The sequence below is a fragment of the Streptomyces litmocidini genome, from assembly GCF_014649755.1.
In the GTDB taxonomy this organism is placed as follows: Bacteria; Actinomycetota; Actinomycetes; order Streptomycetales; family Streptomycetaceae; genus Streptomyces; species Streptomyces litmocidini.
In genome coordinates this window covers 206712-222516 of record NZ_BMTQ01000006.1, presented here as the reverse complement: position 1 = coordinate 222516, position 15805 = coordinate 206712, and the positions used below count along the sequence as shown (strand labels likewise).

14 protein-coding genes are annotated in these 15805 nt (G+C 70.4%); 13 read left to right on the top strand and 1 reads right to left on the bottom strand.

Annotated features, from left to right (window positions below):
• Window positions 1–50: 50 nt before the first annotated feature.
• The gene (locus IE180_RS16060; RefSeq protein WP_506005092.1) at window positions 51–1337 is read left to right on the top strand and encodes a geranylgeranyl reductase family protein; all 1287 of its coding nucleotides are present in this window, start codon (window positions 51–53) and stop codon (window positions 1335–1337) included.
• A gap of 382 nt (window positions 1338–1719) precedes the next feature.
• Here IE180_RS16060 and IE180_RS16055 read toward each other — a convergent pair whose 3' ends face one another.
• Window positions 1720–2595 carry a C40 family peptidase gene (locus tag IE180_RS16055; protein WP_190157535.1) on the bottom strand — a complete coding sequence of 292 codons (876 nt, stop codon included), beginning with the start codon at window positions 2593–2595 and terminating at the stop codon, window positions 1720–1722.
• Between the two features lie 658 nt (window positions 2596–3253).
• Between IE180_RS16055 and IE180_RS16050 the strand changes: the two genes are divergently transcribed.
• Genes IE180_RS16050 through nuoL form a run of 12 tightly spaced genes read left to right on the top strand, consistent with a single transcriptional unit; the run spans window position 3254 to window position 15804 of the window.
• Entirely contained in the window at window positions 3254–3613 is a 360-nt protein-coding gene (locus tag IE180_RS16050) for an NADH-quinone oxidoreductase subunit A (RefSeq protein WP_019888619.1), read from the top strand.
• 19 nt (window positions 3614–3632) lie between these two features.
• On the top strand, window positions 3633–4187 hold the full coding sequence (locus IE180_RS16045) for a NuoB/complex I 20 kDa subunit family protein (protein WP_030318842.1): 555 nt from the start codon (window positions 3633–3635) through the stop codon (window positions 4185–4187).
• Complete coding sequence (locus IE180_RS16040) at window positions 4184–4915, top strand: NADH-quinone oxidoreductase subunit C (protein WP_190157534.1); 732 nt, start codon at window positions 4184–4186, stop codon at window positions 4913–4915. Before IE180_RS16045 ends, IE180_RS16040 begins: the two co-directional genes overlap by 4 nt.
• Window positions 4912–6237, top strand: a complete 1326-nt coding sequence (locus IE180_RS16035) for an NADH-quinone oxidoreductase subunit D (RefSeq protein ID WP_190157533.1) — start codon at window positions 4912–4914, stop codon at window positions 6235–6237. Before IE180_RS16040 ends, IE180_RS16035 begins: the two co-directional genes overlap by 4 nt.
• On the top strand, window positions 6234–6977 hold the full coding sequence (nuoE, locus tag IE180_RS16030; protein WP_190157532.1) for an NADH-quinone oxidoreductase subunit NuoE: 744 nt from the start codon (window positions 6234–6236) through the stop codon (window positions 6975–6977). Before IE180_RS16035 ends, nuoE begins: the two co-directional genes overlap by 4 nt.
• Window positions 6974–8323 carry an NADH-quinone oxidoreductase subunit NuoF gene (gene nuoF, locus IE180_RS16025; RefSeq protein WP_190157531.1) on the top strand — a complete coding sequence of 450 codons (1350 nt, stop codon included), beginning with the start codon at window positions 6974–6976 and terminating at the stop codon, window positions 8321–8323. Before nuoE ends, nuoF begins: the two co-directional genes overlap by 4 nt.
• On the top strand, window positions 8320–10803 hold the full coding sequence (locus IE180_RS16020) for an NADH-quinone oxidoreductase subunit G (protein ID WP_190157530.1): 2484 nt from the start codon (window positions 8320–8322) through the stop codon (window positions 10801–10803). Before nuoF ends, IE180_RS16020 begins: the two co-directional genes overlap by 4 nt.
• Complete coding sequence (gene nuoH / locus IE180_RS16015; protein ID WP_190157529.1) at window positions 10800–12164, top strand: NADH-quinone oxidoreductase subunit NuoH; 1365 nt, start codon at window positions 10800–10802, stop codon at window positions 12162–12164. The genes IE180_RS16020 and nuoH overlap by 4 nt, the downstream gene beginning before the upstream one ends.
• The gene (nuoI, locus tag IE180_RS16010) at window positions 12139–12735 is read left to right on the top strand and encodes an NADH-quinone oxidoreductase subunit NuoI (RefSeq protein WP_190157528.1); all 597 of its coding nucleotides are present in this window, start codon (window positions 12139–12141) and stop codon (window positions 12733–12735) included. The genes nuoH and nuoI overlap by 26 nt, the downstream gene beginning before the upstream one ends.
• The gene (locus tag IE180_RS16005; RefSeq protein WP_190157527.1) at window positions 12732–13559 is read left to right on the top strand and encodes an NADH-quinone oxidoreductase subunit J; all 828 of its coding nucleotides are present in this window, start codon (window positions 12732–12734) and stop codon (window positions 13557–13559) included. The genes nuoI and IE180_RS16005 overlap by 4 nt, the downstream gene beginning before the upstream one ends.
• Window positions 13556–13855 carry an NADH-quinone oxidoreductase subunit NuoK gene (nuoK, locus tag IE180_RS16000; protein WP_017239464.1) on the top strand — a complete coding sequence of 100 codons (300 nt, stop codon included), beginning with the start codon at window positions 13556–13558 and terminating at the stop codon, window positions 13853–13855. The genes IE180_RS16005 and nuoK overlap by 4 nt, the downstream gene beginning before the upstream one ends.
• 11 nt (window positions 13856–13866) lie before the next feature.
• Window positions 13867–15804, top strand: coding sequence for an NADH-quinone oxidoreductase subunit L (gene nuoL, locus IE180_RS15995; RefSeq protein WP_190157526.1), 1938 nt, complete (start codon window positions 13867–13869; stop codon window positions 15802–15804).
• Window position 15805 lies beyond the last annotated feature (1 nt).

The following is a 15805-nucleotide window of genomic DNA, read 5'->3' as shown; positions in this document are numbered from 1 at the left end:
CGCCCATGAACTTCCCCCCTCCTTCCCTCGACCCCTCCGGGAGACCCGCCGTGACCGAGCAGCCCCTCTCCGAGCACACCGCAGATGTGATCGTCGTCGGGGCAGGCCCGGCCGGCTCCACCACCGCGTACTACCTGGCCAAGGCCGGACTCGACGTCCTGCTCCTGGAGAAGACCGCCTTCCCCCGCGAGAAGGTCTGCGGCGACGGCCTCACGCCGCGCGCCACCAAGCAGCTCGTCGCCATGGGCATCGACATCTCCGAAGAGGCCGGCTGGCTGCGGAACCGGGGCCTGCGGATCATCGGCGGCGGCGTCCGCCTGGAGCTCGACTGGCCGGAGCTCGCCTCGTACCCGGACTACGGACTCGTCCGCAAGCGCGACGACTTCGACGAGCAGCTCGCCCGTCAGGCGCAGAAGGCCGGCGCCCGGCTGTACGAGCGCTGCAACGTCGGCGCGCCGATCATCGACGACCGCACGGGCCGGATCACCGGCGTCCACGCCAAGCTCGGTGAGGAGAAGCGCGAGGTCACCTTCCACGCCCCGCTCGTCGTCGCCGCCGACGGCAACTCCACCCGGCTCTCCCTCGCCATGGGCCTGCACCGGCGCGAGGACCGGCCGATGGGCGTGGCGGTCCGGACGTACTTCACGAGCCCCCGCCACGACGACGACTACCTGGAGTCCTGGCTGGAGCTGTGGGACCGGCGCGGCCCGCAGGACCGCCTGCTGCCCGGCTACGGCTGGATCTTCCCGATGGGCGACGGCACGTCCAACGTCGGCCTCGGCATCCTCAATTCCTCGAAGGCGTTCCGGGAGCTGGACTGGCGCGAGGTCCTCAAGGCCTGGTGCGCCTCCATGCCGGAGGACTGGGGCTACACCCCGGAGAACATGACGCAGCCGATCCGCGGCGCGGCCCTGCCGATGGCGTTCAACCGCCAGCCGCACTACACCAAGGGCCTGCTGCTGGTCGGCGACGCGGGCGGCCTGGTCAACCCGTTCAACGGCGAGGGCATCGCGTACGCCATGGAGTCGGGCCAGATCGCGGCCGACGTCATCGTCCAGGCGCACGCGCGCGCGACGCCCGCCCAGCGCGAGCTGGCCCTGCGGAACTACCCGCAGGTCCTCAAGGACACCTACGGCGGCTACTACACGCTGGGCCGCGCCTTCGTGAAGCTCATCGGCAACCCGAAGATCATGAAGATCGCGACCCAGCGCGGTCTGACCCACCCGCTGCTGATGAAGTTCACCCTCAAGATGCTGGCGAACCTCACGGACCCGACGGGCGGCGACGCCATGGACCGCATCATCAACGGACTGTCGAAGGTGGCGCCGAAGGCCTGAGCGGCCCCAGGCGCAGCGCTCGACGGCCCCGGCGGACTGCCGGGTCACCGGGGGCCGGGGCACGCGGGCGCCACGTCACCGTCCGGTTCCTCATGGAACCGGGCGCTCCGGGCACGATGGGCGGGCGCGTGGGCACGGGGCTCGGCGCGTCCACGGTGATCGCGGTGGCGCCGGTGCGGGACCGGACGCCGGTGGTGCACACGGGCACGGTCGTCGCGGCCCCGGTCGTCGGCCTGGTCACGGGAGTCGTCGCCGGGCCGCACCCGGCCCGGCGCGCCTCGCGCATCGAACCGGCCGAGGCGCTGCGCGGCTGGTCCCCGGTACGCCGAAGGGCCGTCGCTCCCCCGAGGAGTGACGGCCCTTGGCCATGCCGTGGGACGGGTCAGAGGATGCGGACCGCGCCCGAGGGGGTGTCCCAGTCCATGGAGTGCTGGACCACGCCGCTGGAGGGGTTCTGCGCGCCCACGTACTGGCCGCCGCCGACGTAGATGGCGACGTGGTACGAGCCGCTGCGGCTGCCCCAGTACAGGATGTCGCCCGGCTGCAGGTCGCTCAGGGAGACGGAGGTGCCCATGCTCGACTGCTCGTACGAGATGCGGGGCAGGTCGATGCCGGCCGCGCGGTAGGCGGCCTGGACGAGGCCGGAGCAGTCCCAGGAGTTGGGGCCGGTGCCGCCGGAGACGTACGCGTCGCCGATCTGGGCCTTGGCGAAGGCCACGATCGCGGCGGCGGAGCCGGTGGGGGCCTGCGTCTGGCTGCCGCTGTCCGAGGCGGTGGAGCCGCTGTCCGACGACGAGCCGCCGTCGTTCGAGGAGCTCTGGGCGGAGAGCTGGGTGCGGACGGTGTCGCGGGAGGCGCGTGCCGCGGCCTCCTGGCGCTCCTGCTCGGCCTTGAGGCGGGCCTCCTCGGCGCGCTCGGCCGCGGCCTTGCGGTCGGCCTCGGCCCTGGCCTTCTTGGCCTCCTTGGCGGCCTTCTGCAGCGCCGCGTCCTCCTGGGACCGGAGGCTCTGGTCGAGCGCCTCCTGCTGGGAGGCCTCGGCGGAGGCGGCGACGGCGCTGGCGAGGCCGCCGGCGGCGTCGAGGGAGCCCAGGGCGGGCATTTCGATGGTCTCGGTCACCGGCTCGGCGTTCGCCGGCCCGGCAGCACCGGCCACCGCGATGGTGCCGAGGACGCCACCGGCAACTCCGGCGCGGAGCGCGAGCTTCGAGGCGCTGCGGCGGGGCTTCCGGTGGCTGGGTATGTGAGCGGTGTGGGACATGGGAACAACCGCTATCAGGGCGCGACGGTTCCCTTCAAGAAACGTGGGGTGCGCCACAGTTGCGTTTGGAATCCGTGAATCCGCCCCCGTCGCAACCTTATTGACGCCGTAACGGGCAAATCGGGCACGGCCCATCCAGCCCTTGATCACGGGTTTTCATTGAAAAGCCCGAATTGCCCGACGCTTACCACCTCTTGACGCCGATGGCCAAGCCCTCTTCTTTTGAAGCTTCCGTGACGTGACGCAGGTCACACGTTGCTCGTGAAAACGCGCACGCGTCCACCTCCGTACGCGCCAACCCCCTACCGGGCGAAGGGCGGTTCCTTTATCACCCGGACGCGTCCATCGCCAATTTGCCTGCACTGGGCATCTCTTGATAGAGCGACACCCCTCCCGAGCAGCGATTTCCGGTCCGGATGTCACATCTGGTGATCACCTGCGTGCTTCGCGCAACAAGATCACTGCTCATCCGACTTCATGATCCTTCGCCTGGTGGTGGAGATCACAAAGTCCGCGCTGCACCCCGTGTCGCAGATCACAGAGGGGCAGGCATAAGATGCGGGGCAACCGGGCTTGTGAACTGCCTCACATGGGGGCGATCTTCCACGACCCGGCGGTGCGGTCCAACGGTCAAGGACGACTGGAAGGAGCGAGGAGCGTGAATGCGTACGCGCCCGTCCTCGTGCTCGGTGCCCTGGGTGCGGGGTTTGCGATCTTCTCCGTGGTCATGGCCACGCTTATCGGGCCAAAGAGGTACAACAGGGCAAAGCTTGAGGCGTACGAGTGCGGCATCGAACCGACGCCCACTCCCGCCGGGGGCGGTCGCTTCCCGATCAAGTACTACCTGACGGCGATGCTCTTCATCGTCTTCGACATCGAGATCGTCTTCCTCTACCCCTGGGCCGTCACCTTCGACGCCCTGGGGCTTTTCGGGCTCGTGGAGATGCTGCTCTTCGTGCTCACCGTCTTCGTCGCCTACGCGTACGTGTGGCGACGCGGCGGCCTGGAATGGGACTGAGGGGCTGAGAGGCACACTCATGGGACTCGAAGAGAAACTCCCCAGCGGCTTTCTGCTGACGACGGTCGAACAGGCCGCGGGCTGGGTGCGCAAGGCGTCCGTGTTCCCCGCGACCTTCGGCCTCGCCTGCTGCGCCATCGAGATGATGACCACCGGAGCCGGCCGGTACGACCTGGCCCGCTTCGGCATGGAGGTCTTCCGCGGCTCGCCGCGCCAGGCCGACCTGATGATCGTGGCCGGGCGGGTCAGCCAGAAGATGGCGCCCGTCCTGAGGCAGGTCTACGACCAGATGCCCAACCCCAAGTGGGTCATCTCCATGGGCGTCTGCGCCTCCTCGGGCGGCATGTTCAACAACTACGCGATCGTGCAGGGCGTCGACCACATCGTGCCGGTCGACATCTACCTGCCCGGCTGCCCGCCGCGTCCGGAGATGCTCCTGGACGCGATCCTCAAGCTCCACCAGAAGATCCAGTCCTCCAAGCTCGGCGTGAACGCCGAGGAGGCGGCCCGCGAGGCGGAGGAGGCGGCGCTCAAGGCGCTGCCGACGATCGAGTTGAAGGGTCTGCTCCGTTGAGTGACGAGACACCCAACCCCGACAAGGAACTCAGCGCCCAGAACCTGCCGGGCCAGCGCGGTGACCACGGCGAGGAGGTCCGCGTCCAGCGCGGCATGTTCGGCGCCCAGAGCGGGGCCGACACCTCCGGCTACGGCGGCCTGGTCCGCTCGATCCGGCTCCCCGGACCGGCCGCCCGCCCGTACGGCGGCTGGTTCGACGAGGTCGCCGACGAGCTCGAGGGCGCCCTGGAGGAACAGGGCCTCCTGCCCGAGAACGCCCTCGAGAAGACGGTCGTCGACCGCGGCGAGCTCACCTTCCACATCGAGCGCGAGCACCTCGTCCGCGTGGCCCGCACCCTGCGCGACGACCCGGCCCTGCGCTTCGAGCTCTGTACCGGCGTCTCCGGCGTCCACTACCCGGCCGACAAGGGCCGCGAGCTGCACGCCGTCTACCACCTGCGCTCGCTGACCCACGGCCGGCTGATCCGCCTGGAGGTCTCGGCCCCCGACGCCGACCCGCGCATCCCGTCCCTCGTCGCCGTCTACCCGACGAACGACTGGCACGAGCGCGAGACGTACGACTTCTTCGGCATCGTCTTCGACGGCCACCCCGCCCTCACCCGGATCATGATGCCGGACGACTGGCAGGGCCACCCGCAGCGCAAGGACTACCCCCTCGGCGGCATCGCCGTCGAGTACAAGGGCGCCCAGATCCCGGCTCCGGACCAGCGGAGGTCGTACTCGTGAACAGCACCGACGCGTCGTCCGCACGCGAGACCACCGAGGGCGCCGTCTACACGGTGACCGGCGGAGACTGGGAAGAGGTCGTCCAGTCCGCCGCGAAGGCCGACGACGAGCGCATCATCGTCAACATGGGTCCCCAGCACCCGTCCACCCACGGCGTGCTCCGCCTCATCCTGGAGATCGACGGCGAGACCGTCACCGAGGCGCGCTGCGGCATCGGCTACCTCCACACCGGCATCGAGAAGAACCTCGAGTACCGGACCTGGACGCAGGGCACCACCTTCGTCACGCGCATGGACTACCTCACCTCGTTCTACAACGAGACGGCGTACTGCCTGGGCGTGGAGAAGCTCCTCGGCATCACCGACCAGATCCCGGACCGCGCCAGCGTCATCCGCGTGATGCTGATGGAGCTCAACCGGCTCTCCTCGCACCTGGTCTGCATCGCCACCGGCGGCATGGAGCTCGGCGCCACCACGATCATGATCTACGGCTTCCGGGACCGCGAGATGATCCTGGACCTGTACGAGCTGATCACCGGCCTGCGGATGAACCACGCGTTCATCCGCCCCGGCGGCCTCGCCCAGGACCTCCCGCCCGGCGCCGTCGACGCCGTCCGCGAGTTCGTGAAGACCATGAAGAAGAACCTGCCGGAGTACGACAAGCTCGCCACCGGCAACCCCATCTTCAAGGCCCGCATGCAGGACGTCGGCTACCTCGACCTCACCGGCTGCATGGCCCTCGGCGCCACCGGGCCGATCCTCCGGTCGGCGGGCCTCCCGCACGACCTGCGGAAGACCGACCCGTACTGCGGCTACGAGAACTACGACTTCGACGTCCCGACCGCCGACACCTGCGACTCCTACGGACGCTTCCTCGTCCGCCTGGAGGAGATGCGGCAGTCCCTGCGGATCGTCGAGCAGTGCCTCGACCGCCTGGCCCCCGGACCGGTCATGGTCGGCGACAAGAAGATCGCCTGGCCGGCGCAGCTCGCCCTCGGCACGGACGGCCTCGGCAACTCCACCGACCACATCGCGAAGATCATGGGCACCTCCATGGAGGCCCTGATCCACCACTTCAAGCTGGTCACCGAGGGCTTCCGGGTCCCCGCGGGGCAGGCCTACGCGGCCGTCGAATCGCCCAAGGGCGAGCTCGGCGTCCACGTCGTCTCCGACGGCGGCACCCGCCCCTACCGGGTCCACTTCCGCGACCCGTCCTTCACCAACCTCCAGGCCATGGCCGCGATGTGCGAGGGCGGCCAGGTCGCCGACGTCATCGTCGCCGTCGCCTCCATCGACCCCGTGATGGGAGGCGTCGACCGATGACCGACCAGATCAGCCTGGGCATGCCCCAGCTCCCCGCCCCCGAGTACCCGGCGGACGTCCGCGCCCGCCTGGAGGAGGACGCCCGGGCGATCATCGACCGCTACCCGGGCTCCCGCTCCGCGCTCCTGCCGATGCTGCACCTCGTGCAGTCGGAGGAGGGCCACGTGACCCGCACCGGCATGCAGTTCTGCGCCGACATGCTCGGCCTGACCACCGCCGAGGTCACCGCCGTCGCCACCTTCTACACGATGTACCGGCGCAAGCCCTCCGGCGACTACCAGGTCGGCGTCTGCACCAACACGCTCTGCGCGGTCATGGGCGGCGACGCCATCTTCGAGGAGCTCAAGCAGCACCTCGGCGTCGGCAACGACGAGACCACGGCCGACGGCAAGATCACCCTCGAACACATCGAGTGCAACGCGGCCTGCGACTTCGCACCCGTCGTGATGGTCAACTGGGAGTTCTTCGACAACCAGACGCCCGAGTCCGCCAAGAAGATGGTCGACGACCTCCGGGCCGGACGCACCGTCGAGCCCACCCGCGGCGCCCCGCTCTGCACCTTCAAGGAGACCGCCCGCATCCTCGCCGGCTTCCCCGACGAGCGCCCCGGCGCCGTCGAGGCCACCGGCGGCGCGGGCCCGGCCTCCCTCGTGGGCCTGCGCCTGGCGAAGGGCGAGAAGCCGCACCACCGAATCGTCCACCCGCGTGGTGAGACCTCCGGACAGGAGGGGGAGGAATGACCTTGGCCGCCGAGATCAACAACAGCAGCCCCGAGAAGCTCCTGGCGCCCGTCCTGTCGGCCTTCTGGGACCAGCCCGACTCCTGGACCCTGGAGACCTACGAGCGCCACGAGGGCTACCGGGGCCTCAGGAAGGCCCTCGCGATGAGCCCCGACGACCTCATCGCGTACGTCAAGGAATCCGGCCTCCGCGGACGCGGCGGCGCCGGCTTCCCCACCGGCATGAAGTGGCAGTTCATCCCGCAGGGCGACGGCAAGCCGCACTACCTCGTCGTCAACGCCGACGAGTCCGAACCCGGCACCTGCAAGGACATCCCCCTCCTCTTCGCCAACCCGCACTCCCTCATCGAGGGCATCGTGATCGCCTGCTACGCGATCCGCTCGAACCACGCCTTCATCTACCTGCGCGGCGAGGTCGTCCCCGTCCTGCGCCGCCTCCACGAGGCCGTCCGCGAGGCCTACGCCGCCGGCTACCTCGGCACGAACGTCCTCGGCAGCGGACTCGACCTCGAACTCACCGTCCACGCCGGCGCCGGCGCGTACATCTGCGGCGAGGAGACCGCGCTGCTCGACTCGCTCGAAGGGCGCCGCGGCCAGCCCCGGCTGCGCCCCCCCTTCCCCGCGGTCGCCGGTCTGTACGCCTGCCCCACCGTGGTGAACAACGTCGAATCCATCGCCTCGGTTCCCGCGATCCTCAACAGGGGCAAGGACTGGTTCACGTCGATGGGGACCGAGAAGTCCCCGGGCTTCACGCTGTACTCGCTCAGCGGGCACGTCGCCTCGCCCGGCCAGTACGAGGCCCCCCTCGGCATCACCCTGCGCCAGCTCCTCGACATGAGCGGCGGCATGCGCCCCGGCCACCGGCTCAAGTTCTGGACCCCCGGCGGCTCCTCCACCCCCATGTTCACCGACGAGCACCTCGACGTGCCCCTCGATTACGAGGGCGTCGGCGCCGCCGGCTCCATGCTCGGCACCAAGGCGCTCCAGTGCTTCGACGAGACCACCTGCGTCGTCCGGGCCGTCACCCGCTGGACCGAGTTCTACGCCCACGAGTCCTGCGGCAAGTGCACGCCCTGCCGCGAGGGCACGTACTGGCTCGTCCAGCTGCTTCGCGACATCGAGGCCGGGAAGGGCGCGATGTCCGACCTCGACAAGCTCAACGACATCGCCGACAACATCAACGGCAAGTCGTTCTGCGCCCTCGGCGACGGCGCCGCCTCGCCGATCTTCTCCTCGCTGAAGTACTTCCGCGAGGAGTACGAACAGCACATCACGGGCCGGGGCTGCCCCTTCGACCCGGCCAAGTCGACCGCCTGGGCGGACAACCACAAGGAGGTGACCGCATGACCGTCATCGCGTCCACCCCCAGCGGCGGCGGCAGCGCGCCGGTACCGCCCGAGGACCTCGTGACGCTGACCATCGACGGCGCCGAGATCTCCGTCCCCAAGGGGACGCTGGTCATCCGCGCCGCCGAACAGCTCGGCATCGAGATCCCGCGCTTCTGCGACCACCCGCTCCTCGACCCCGCCGGCGCCTGCCGCCAGTGCATCGTCGAGGTCGAGGGGCAGCGCAAGCCCATGGCCTCCTGCACCATCACCTGCACCGACGGCATGGTGGTGAAGTCGCAGCTCACCTCGCCCGTCGCCGAGAAGGCCCAGCACGGCGTGATGGAGCTGCTGCTCATCAACCACCCGCTGGACTGCCCGGTCTGCGACAAGGGCGGCGAGTGCCCCCTGCAGAACCAGGCCATGTCCCACGGACAGGCCGAGTCCCGCTTCGAGGGCGTCAAGCGGACCTACGAGAAGCCGGTCGCGATCTCCACCCAGGTGCTGCTCGACCGCGAGCGGTGCGTCCTGTGCGCCCGCTGCACCCGCTTCTCGAACCAGATCGCCGGCGACCCGATGATCGAGCTCGTCGAGCGCGGCGCGCTCCAGCAGGTCGGCACCGGCGAGGGCGACCCCTTCGAGTCGTACTTCTCCGGCAACACCATCCAGATCTGCCCGGTCGGCGCCCTCACCTCGGCCGCCTACCGCTTCCGCTCCCGCCCCTTCGACCTGGTCTCCTCGCCGTCCGTCTGCGAGCAGTGCGCCGGCGGCTGCGCCACCCGCACCGACCACCGGCGCGGCAAGGTCATGCGGCGGCTCGCCGCCGAGGACCCGGAGGTCAACGAGGAGTGGATCTGCGACAAGGGCCGCTTCGGCTTCCGGTACGCCCAGCAGCGCGACCGGCTGACCACCCCCCTCGTCCGGAACCCCGAGTCCGGTGAACTGGAGGCCGCCTCCTGGCCCGAGGCCCTGGAGGCCGCCGCCCGCGGGCTCGTCCGCGGCCGGACCGGCGTCCTGACCGGCGGGCGGCTGACCGTCGAGGACTCCTACGCGTACGCCAAGTTCGCCCGGGTCGCCCTCGACACCAACGACATCGACTTCCGGGCCCGGATCCACTCCGGCGAGGAGGCCGACTTCCTGGCCTCCGCCGTCGCCGGCCGGGGACGCGACCTGGACGGCACGGGCGTCACGTACACCTCCCTGGAGGCCGCGCCGGCCGTGCTCCTCGTCGGCCTGGAGTCCGAGGAGGAGGCCCCCGCCGTCTTCCTGCGGCTCCGCAAGGCCTGGCGCAAGCACGGCCAGAGGACCTACGCGGTCGCCCCGTTCGCCACCCGGGGCCTGACGAAGGCGGGCGGCACCCTGCTGCCCGCCGCCCCCGGCACCGAGACCGAGTGGCTCGACGCCCTCACCTCCCGGGTCGGCCTCTCCGAGGAGGGCGCCGCCGCGGCCGAGGCCCTCCGCCGGGAGGGCGCCGTCCTCGCCGTCGGCGAGCGGCTCGCGGGCGTGCCCGGCGCGCTCACCGCCGCCCTGCGCGCCTCGGCCGCCACCGGCGCCCGCCTCGTGTGGATCCCGCGCCGCTCCGGCGAGCGCGGCGCCGTCGAGGCGGGGGCGCTCCCCGCGCTGCTGCCCGGCGGCCGGCCCGCCACCGATCCCCGCGCGCGTGAGGAGGTCGCCGCCGCCTGGGGCGTCCGCGAGCTCCCGCACCGCTACGGCCGCGACACCGGCCAGATCGTGGAGGCCGCGGCCGCCGGCGAGCTCGCCGCGCTGCTCGTCGCCGGCGTCGAGGTCGCCGACCTGCCGGACCCGGCACGCGCGCGTGAGGCCCTCGACACGGCGTTCGTGGTCTCCCTGGAGCTGCGGCCCGGCGAGGTCACCGAGCGCGCCGACGTGATCCTGCCGGTCGCGGCCGTCGCCGAGAAGGCCGGCACCTTCCTCGACTGGGAGGGCAGGGCCCGGCTCTTCGAGGCCGCGCTCAAGCCCGAGCAGATGACCCGGCCCCTCGCGCCGACCGACGCCCGCGTGCTCCACATGCTGGCCGACGCCCTCGACGCCCACCTCGGCCTGCCCGACCTGCGGTCCGTGCGGCGGGAGATGGACCGGCTCGGCGGCTGGACCGAGGAGCGGGCGACCGAGCCCGCCTCGCCCGGCCGTCCGGCGCCCCGGCCCGGCGACGGCGAGGCCGTCCTCGCCGGACACCGGCTCCTCCTCGACCTCGGCAGGCTCCAGGAGGGCGACGCCGCCCTGGCCGGCACCCGGCACGCGGCGGTCGCCCGGCTCTCCGCCGCCACCGCCGCCGACACCGGCGTCAAGGACGGCGACCTCCTGGAGGTGACCGGCCCCGCAGGCTCGGTCGCCTTCCCGCTCCAGGTCACCGAGATGCCCGACCGGGTCGTCTGGCTCCCGCTGAACTCGGCGGGCCGGGGCGTCCTCTCCGACACCGGCGCCCGCCCCGGCTCCCTGGTCCGCATCGGCCCGGCGACCCCGCAGGAGGTGCAGGCATGACCCCGAACGTCCTCGCCGCCGAAGACCTGTCCATGTTCGGCACGGACCCCTGGTGGCTCGTGCTGGTCAAGGCCGTCTTCTGCTTCGCCTTCCTGATGATCACCGTGCTCTTCTCCATCGTGTGGGAGCGCAAGGTCGTCGCCTGGATGCAGCTGCGCATCGGCCCCAACCGGCACGGCCCCTGGGGTCTCCTCCAGTCCCTCGCGGACGGCATCAAACTGATGCTCAAGGAGGACGTGATCGTCCGGCGGGCCGACAAGGTCGTCTACGTCCTCGCGCCGGTCGTCGCCGCGATCCCCGCCTTCATGGCGATCGCCGTGATCCCCTTCGGCCCGGCCGGCAACGAGGTCTCGATCTTCGGGCACCGGACCGCGATGCAGCTCACCGACCTGCCGATCGCGATGCTGTACGTCCTCGCGGTCGCCTCCGTCGGCATCTACGGCATCGTCCTCGCCGGCTGGTCCTCCGGATCCACGTACCCGCTGCTCGGCGGCCTGCGGTCCTGCGCGCAGATGATCTCGTACGAGATCGCCATGGGCGCGGCCTTCGCCTCCGTCTTCCTCTACTCCGGGTCGATGTCGACCTCGAAGATCGTGGAGGCGCAGGCGGACCGCTGGTTCGTGATCCTGCTGCCGGTGTCGTTCATCATCTACATCGTCACGATGGTCGGCGAGACCAACCGCGCCCCGTTCGACATGCCGGAGTCCGAGGGCGACCTCGTCGGCGGCTTCAACACCGAGTACTCGTCCATCAAGTTCGCGATGTTCATGCTCGCCGAGTACGTGAACATGGTGACGGTCTCGGCCGTGTCGGTGACCCTCTTCCTGGGCGGCTGGCGGGCCCCGTACCCGATCTCCTCCTTCTGGGAGGGCGCCAACCACGGCTGGTGGCCGATGCTCTGGTTCGTGGTGAAGGTGCAGCTGCTGCTGTTCTTCTTCATCTGGCTCCGCGGCACCCTGCCCCGCGTCCGCTACGACCAGCTGATGAAGCTCGGCTGGAAGGTCCTCATCCCGGTCGCCGTGGTCTGGCTGATGCTGGTCGCCACCGTCCGCGCGCTGCGGAACGAGAACATCGCCTTCTCCAACATCGTGCTGTACGTGGCCGGTGCCGTCCTCGCCCTGCTCCTCCTCTCCTTCGTGGTGGACGCGCTGCGCGACCGGAAGGCGAAGGAGGCCGCGGCCGGCCCCGCCGACGAGCGGGCCTTCGACCCGATGGCGGGCGGCTTCCCCGTACCGCCCAAGCCCGGACAGTCCCTGCCGCCCGTGCCGCGGCGCAGGTCGCGGTACGACCGGGACCTCGTTGTCAGTGGCGCCCCCGATACTGCTACTGCGAGTGATGGAAAGGAGACGGACGGTGTCTGATTTCCAGAATCCGGTGGCCGGCTTCGGCGTGACCTTCAAGGCCATGTTCAAGAAGCGGCTGACCGAGCAGTACCCGGAGCAGCAGAAGACGACGGCACCCCGCTTCCACGGCCGGCACCAGCTCAACCGTCACCCCGACGGCCTGGAGAAGTGCGTCGGCTGCGAGCTGTGCGCCTGGGCCTGTCCCGCCGACGCCATCTACGTCGAGGGTGCGGACAACACCGACGAGGAGCGCTACTCGCCGGGCGAGCGGTACGGCCGGGTCTACCAGATCAACTACGCCCGCTGCATCCTCTGCGGACTGTGCATCGAGGCGTGCCCCACGCGCGCGCTGACGATGACCAACGAGTTCGAGCTGGCCGACTCCTCCCGCGAGGCCCTGATCTACACCAAGGAGCAGCTCCTCGCGGGCCTGGAGGAGACCATGGTCGACACCCCGCACGCGATCTTCCCGGGCATGACCGAGCAGGACTACTACCGGGGGCTCGTCACCGAGGCGGCGCCCGGCACGGTCCGTCAGGTCGCCGTGTCCAAGGGGGAGAAGGGCGAGCCGGAGGGGGCGGACGCATGAGCGCGAACCTCGCGGCCTACGCCACTTCCACCGGTGAGGCCTTCCAGTTCTGGGTCCTCGGCACCGTCGCCGTCGTCGGCGCGCTGTCCACGATCCTGATGAGGAAGGCCGTGCACTCGGCGCTCTCCCTCGCCGGCACGATGATCGTCCTCGCGGTCTTCTACCTGGCGAACGGCGCGTACTTCCTCGGCATCGTCCAGATCGTCGTCTACACCGGCGCGATCATGATGCTCTTCCTCTTCGTCGTCATGCTGGTCGGCGTCACCGCCGCGGACTCGCTGAAGGAGACCCTCAAGGGCCAGCGGTGGCTGGCCGTCGCCTGCGGCCTCGGCTTCGGCATCCTGCTCGCCGCCGGCATCGGGAACGCCTCGCTGACGGAGTTCGCCGGCCTCGGCACGGCCAACAGCGCCCACGGCGGGAACGTCGAGGGCCTCGCCGCCCTCATCTTCACCAAGTACGTCTTCGCCTTCGAGATCACCGGCGCGCTGCTGATCACGGCGGCCGTCGGCGCGATGGTGCTCACCCACCGGGAGCGGACCGAGCGGGCCCGCACCCAGCGCGAGCTGTCCGAGCAGCGCGTCCGCGAGGGCAAGCACGTGCCGCCGCTGCCCGCGCCCGGCGTGTACGCCCGGCACAACGCCGTGGACATCGCCGGTCTGCTGCCCGACGGCACCGCGGCGGACCTCACCGTCATGGGGACCCTGCGCAAGCGCGGCCAGATCCGGGACGTGTCCACCGAGGCGATGGCCGACCTCAAGGCCCTGGAGCAGCGCTCCGAGGAGCGGCTCGGCCGCGACCGGGACGAAGAGGAGGCCACCCGGTGAATCCCGTCAACTACCTGTACCTCGCCGCCCTGCTGTTCACCATCGGTGCGGCCGGGGTGCTGATCCGGCGCAACGCGATCGTCGTCTTCATGTGCGTCGAGCTCATGCTCAACGCCTGCAACCTCGCGTTCGTCACGTTCTCCCGCATGCACGGCAACCTCGACGGCCAGATCATCGCCTTCTTCACGATGGTCGTCGCCGCCGCGGAGGTCGTCGTCGGGCTCGCGATCATCGTGTCCGTCTTCCGTGCCCGCCACTCGGCCTCGGTCGACGACGCCAGCCTGATGAAGCTGTAAGGGGCGGAACCGTGGACAATCTGATTGCGCTGCTCATCGCGGCACCTCTGCTCGGAGCACTCGTCCTGCTCCTCGGCGGGCGGCGGCTCGACAAGTCCGGGCACTGGCTCGGCACGCTGCTCGCGGCCGTCTCCTTCGTGATCGGCCTGGTGCTCTTCGCGGACATGCTCGGCAAGAGCGCCGACGACCGGGCCCTGCACCAGACGCTCTACACCTGGATCCCCGTCGAGGGCTTCCAGGCGGACATGGCGTTCCGGCTCGACCAGCTGTCGATGACCTTCGTCCTGCTGATCACCGGGGTCGGCACGCTCATCCACGTCTACTCCATCGGATACATGGAGCACGACGAGCGCCGCCGCCGGTTCTTCGGCTACCTCAACCTGTTCGTCGCGGCGATGCTCCTGCTCGTCCTCGCCGACAACTACCTGCTGCTGTACTTCGGCTGGGAGGGCGTCGGCCTCGCCTCGTACCTCCTGATCGGCTTCTGGCAGCACAAGCCCACCGCGGCCACCGCCGCGAAGAAGGCCTTCCTGGTCAACCGGGTCGGCGACATGGGCCTCTCGATCGCCATCATGCTCATGTTCACCACCTTCGGCACCTTCGCCTTCGGGCCGGTGTTCGAGGCGAGCGGGCAGGCGTCCGAGGGCAAGCTGACCGCGATCGGCCTGATGCTGCTCCTCGCCGCCTGCGGCAAGTCGGCCCAGGTGCCGCTGCAGTCCTGGCTCGGGGACGCGATGGAGGGCCCGACCCCGGTCTCGGCCCTCATCCACGCGGCCACGATGGTGACCGCCGGTGTCTATCTGATCGTCCGCTCGGCCGACATCTTCGACGCGGCGCCGGACGCCCAGCTCGTGGTCACCGTGGTCGGCGCGGTCACGCTCCTCTTCGGTGCGATCGTCGGTTGCGCCAAGGACGACATCAAGAAGGCCCTCGCCGGCTCGACGATGTCGCAGATCGGATACATGATCCTGGCGGCCGGCCTCGGCCCCATCGGCTACGTCTTCGCGATCATGCACCTGGTGACGCACGGCTTCTTCAAGGCCGGGCTGTTCCTCGGCGCCGGTTCGGTCATGCACGGCATGAACGACGAGGTCGACATGCGGAAGTACGGCGGCCTGCGGAAGTACATGCCGGTCACCTTCGTCACCTTCGGCCTCGGCTACCTCGCGATCATCGGATTCCCGGGCCTGTCCGGCTTCTTCTCCAAGGACAAGATCATCGAGGCGGCCTTCGCCAAGGGCGGCACCGAGGGCTGGATCCTCGGCGCGGTCACCCTGCTCGGCGCCGCCATCACCGCGTACTACATGACCCGCGTGATGCTGATGACCTTCTTCGGCGAGAAGCGCTGGCAGCCGGCGCCGGACGCCGACCAGGCGCCCAGCGCCGAGCCGGCCGCCGAGCACGCGGCGGGCGCCATGCCCCACCCGCACGAGTCGCCCAAGTCCATGGTCATCCCGATGATCCTGCTGGCCGTCGGCTCGGTCGCCGCAGGCGCCGTCTTCGAGTTCGCCGGCTTCGTCGAGTGGCTGGAGCCGGTCACCGGCTTCGAGCACGGCCATTCGCCGGTCAGCGCCGCCGCCGTCACCGCCGCCACCGTCGCCGTCATGGTGATCGGCGTCGGCCTCGCGTACCTCCAGTACGGCCGCCGGCCCGTCCCGGTGGTCGCCCCGCGCGGCTCGCTGCTCACCCGGGCCGCCCGCCGCGACCTGCTCCAGGACGACTTCAACCACGCCGTCTTCGTCACCGGCGGCACGCACCTGACCCGCTCGCTGGTCTACGTCGACCACAGCCTGGTCGACGGCGTCGTCAACGGCACCGCGGCCGCCGTCGGAGGACTCTCCGGCCGGCTGCGCAAGCTCCAGAACGGCTACGCCCGCACGTACGCGGTCTCCATGTTCGGAGGTACGGCGGTGCTGATCGCCGCGACCCTGCTGATGAGGGCGGTGTGAC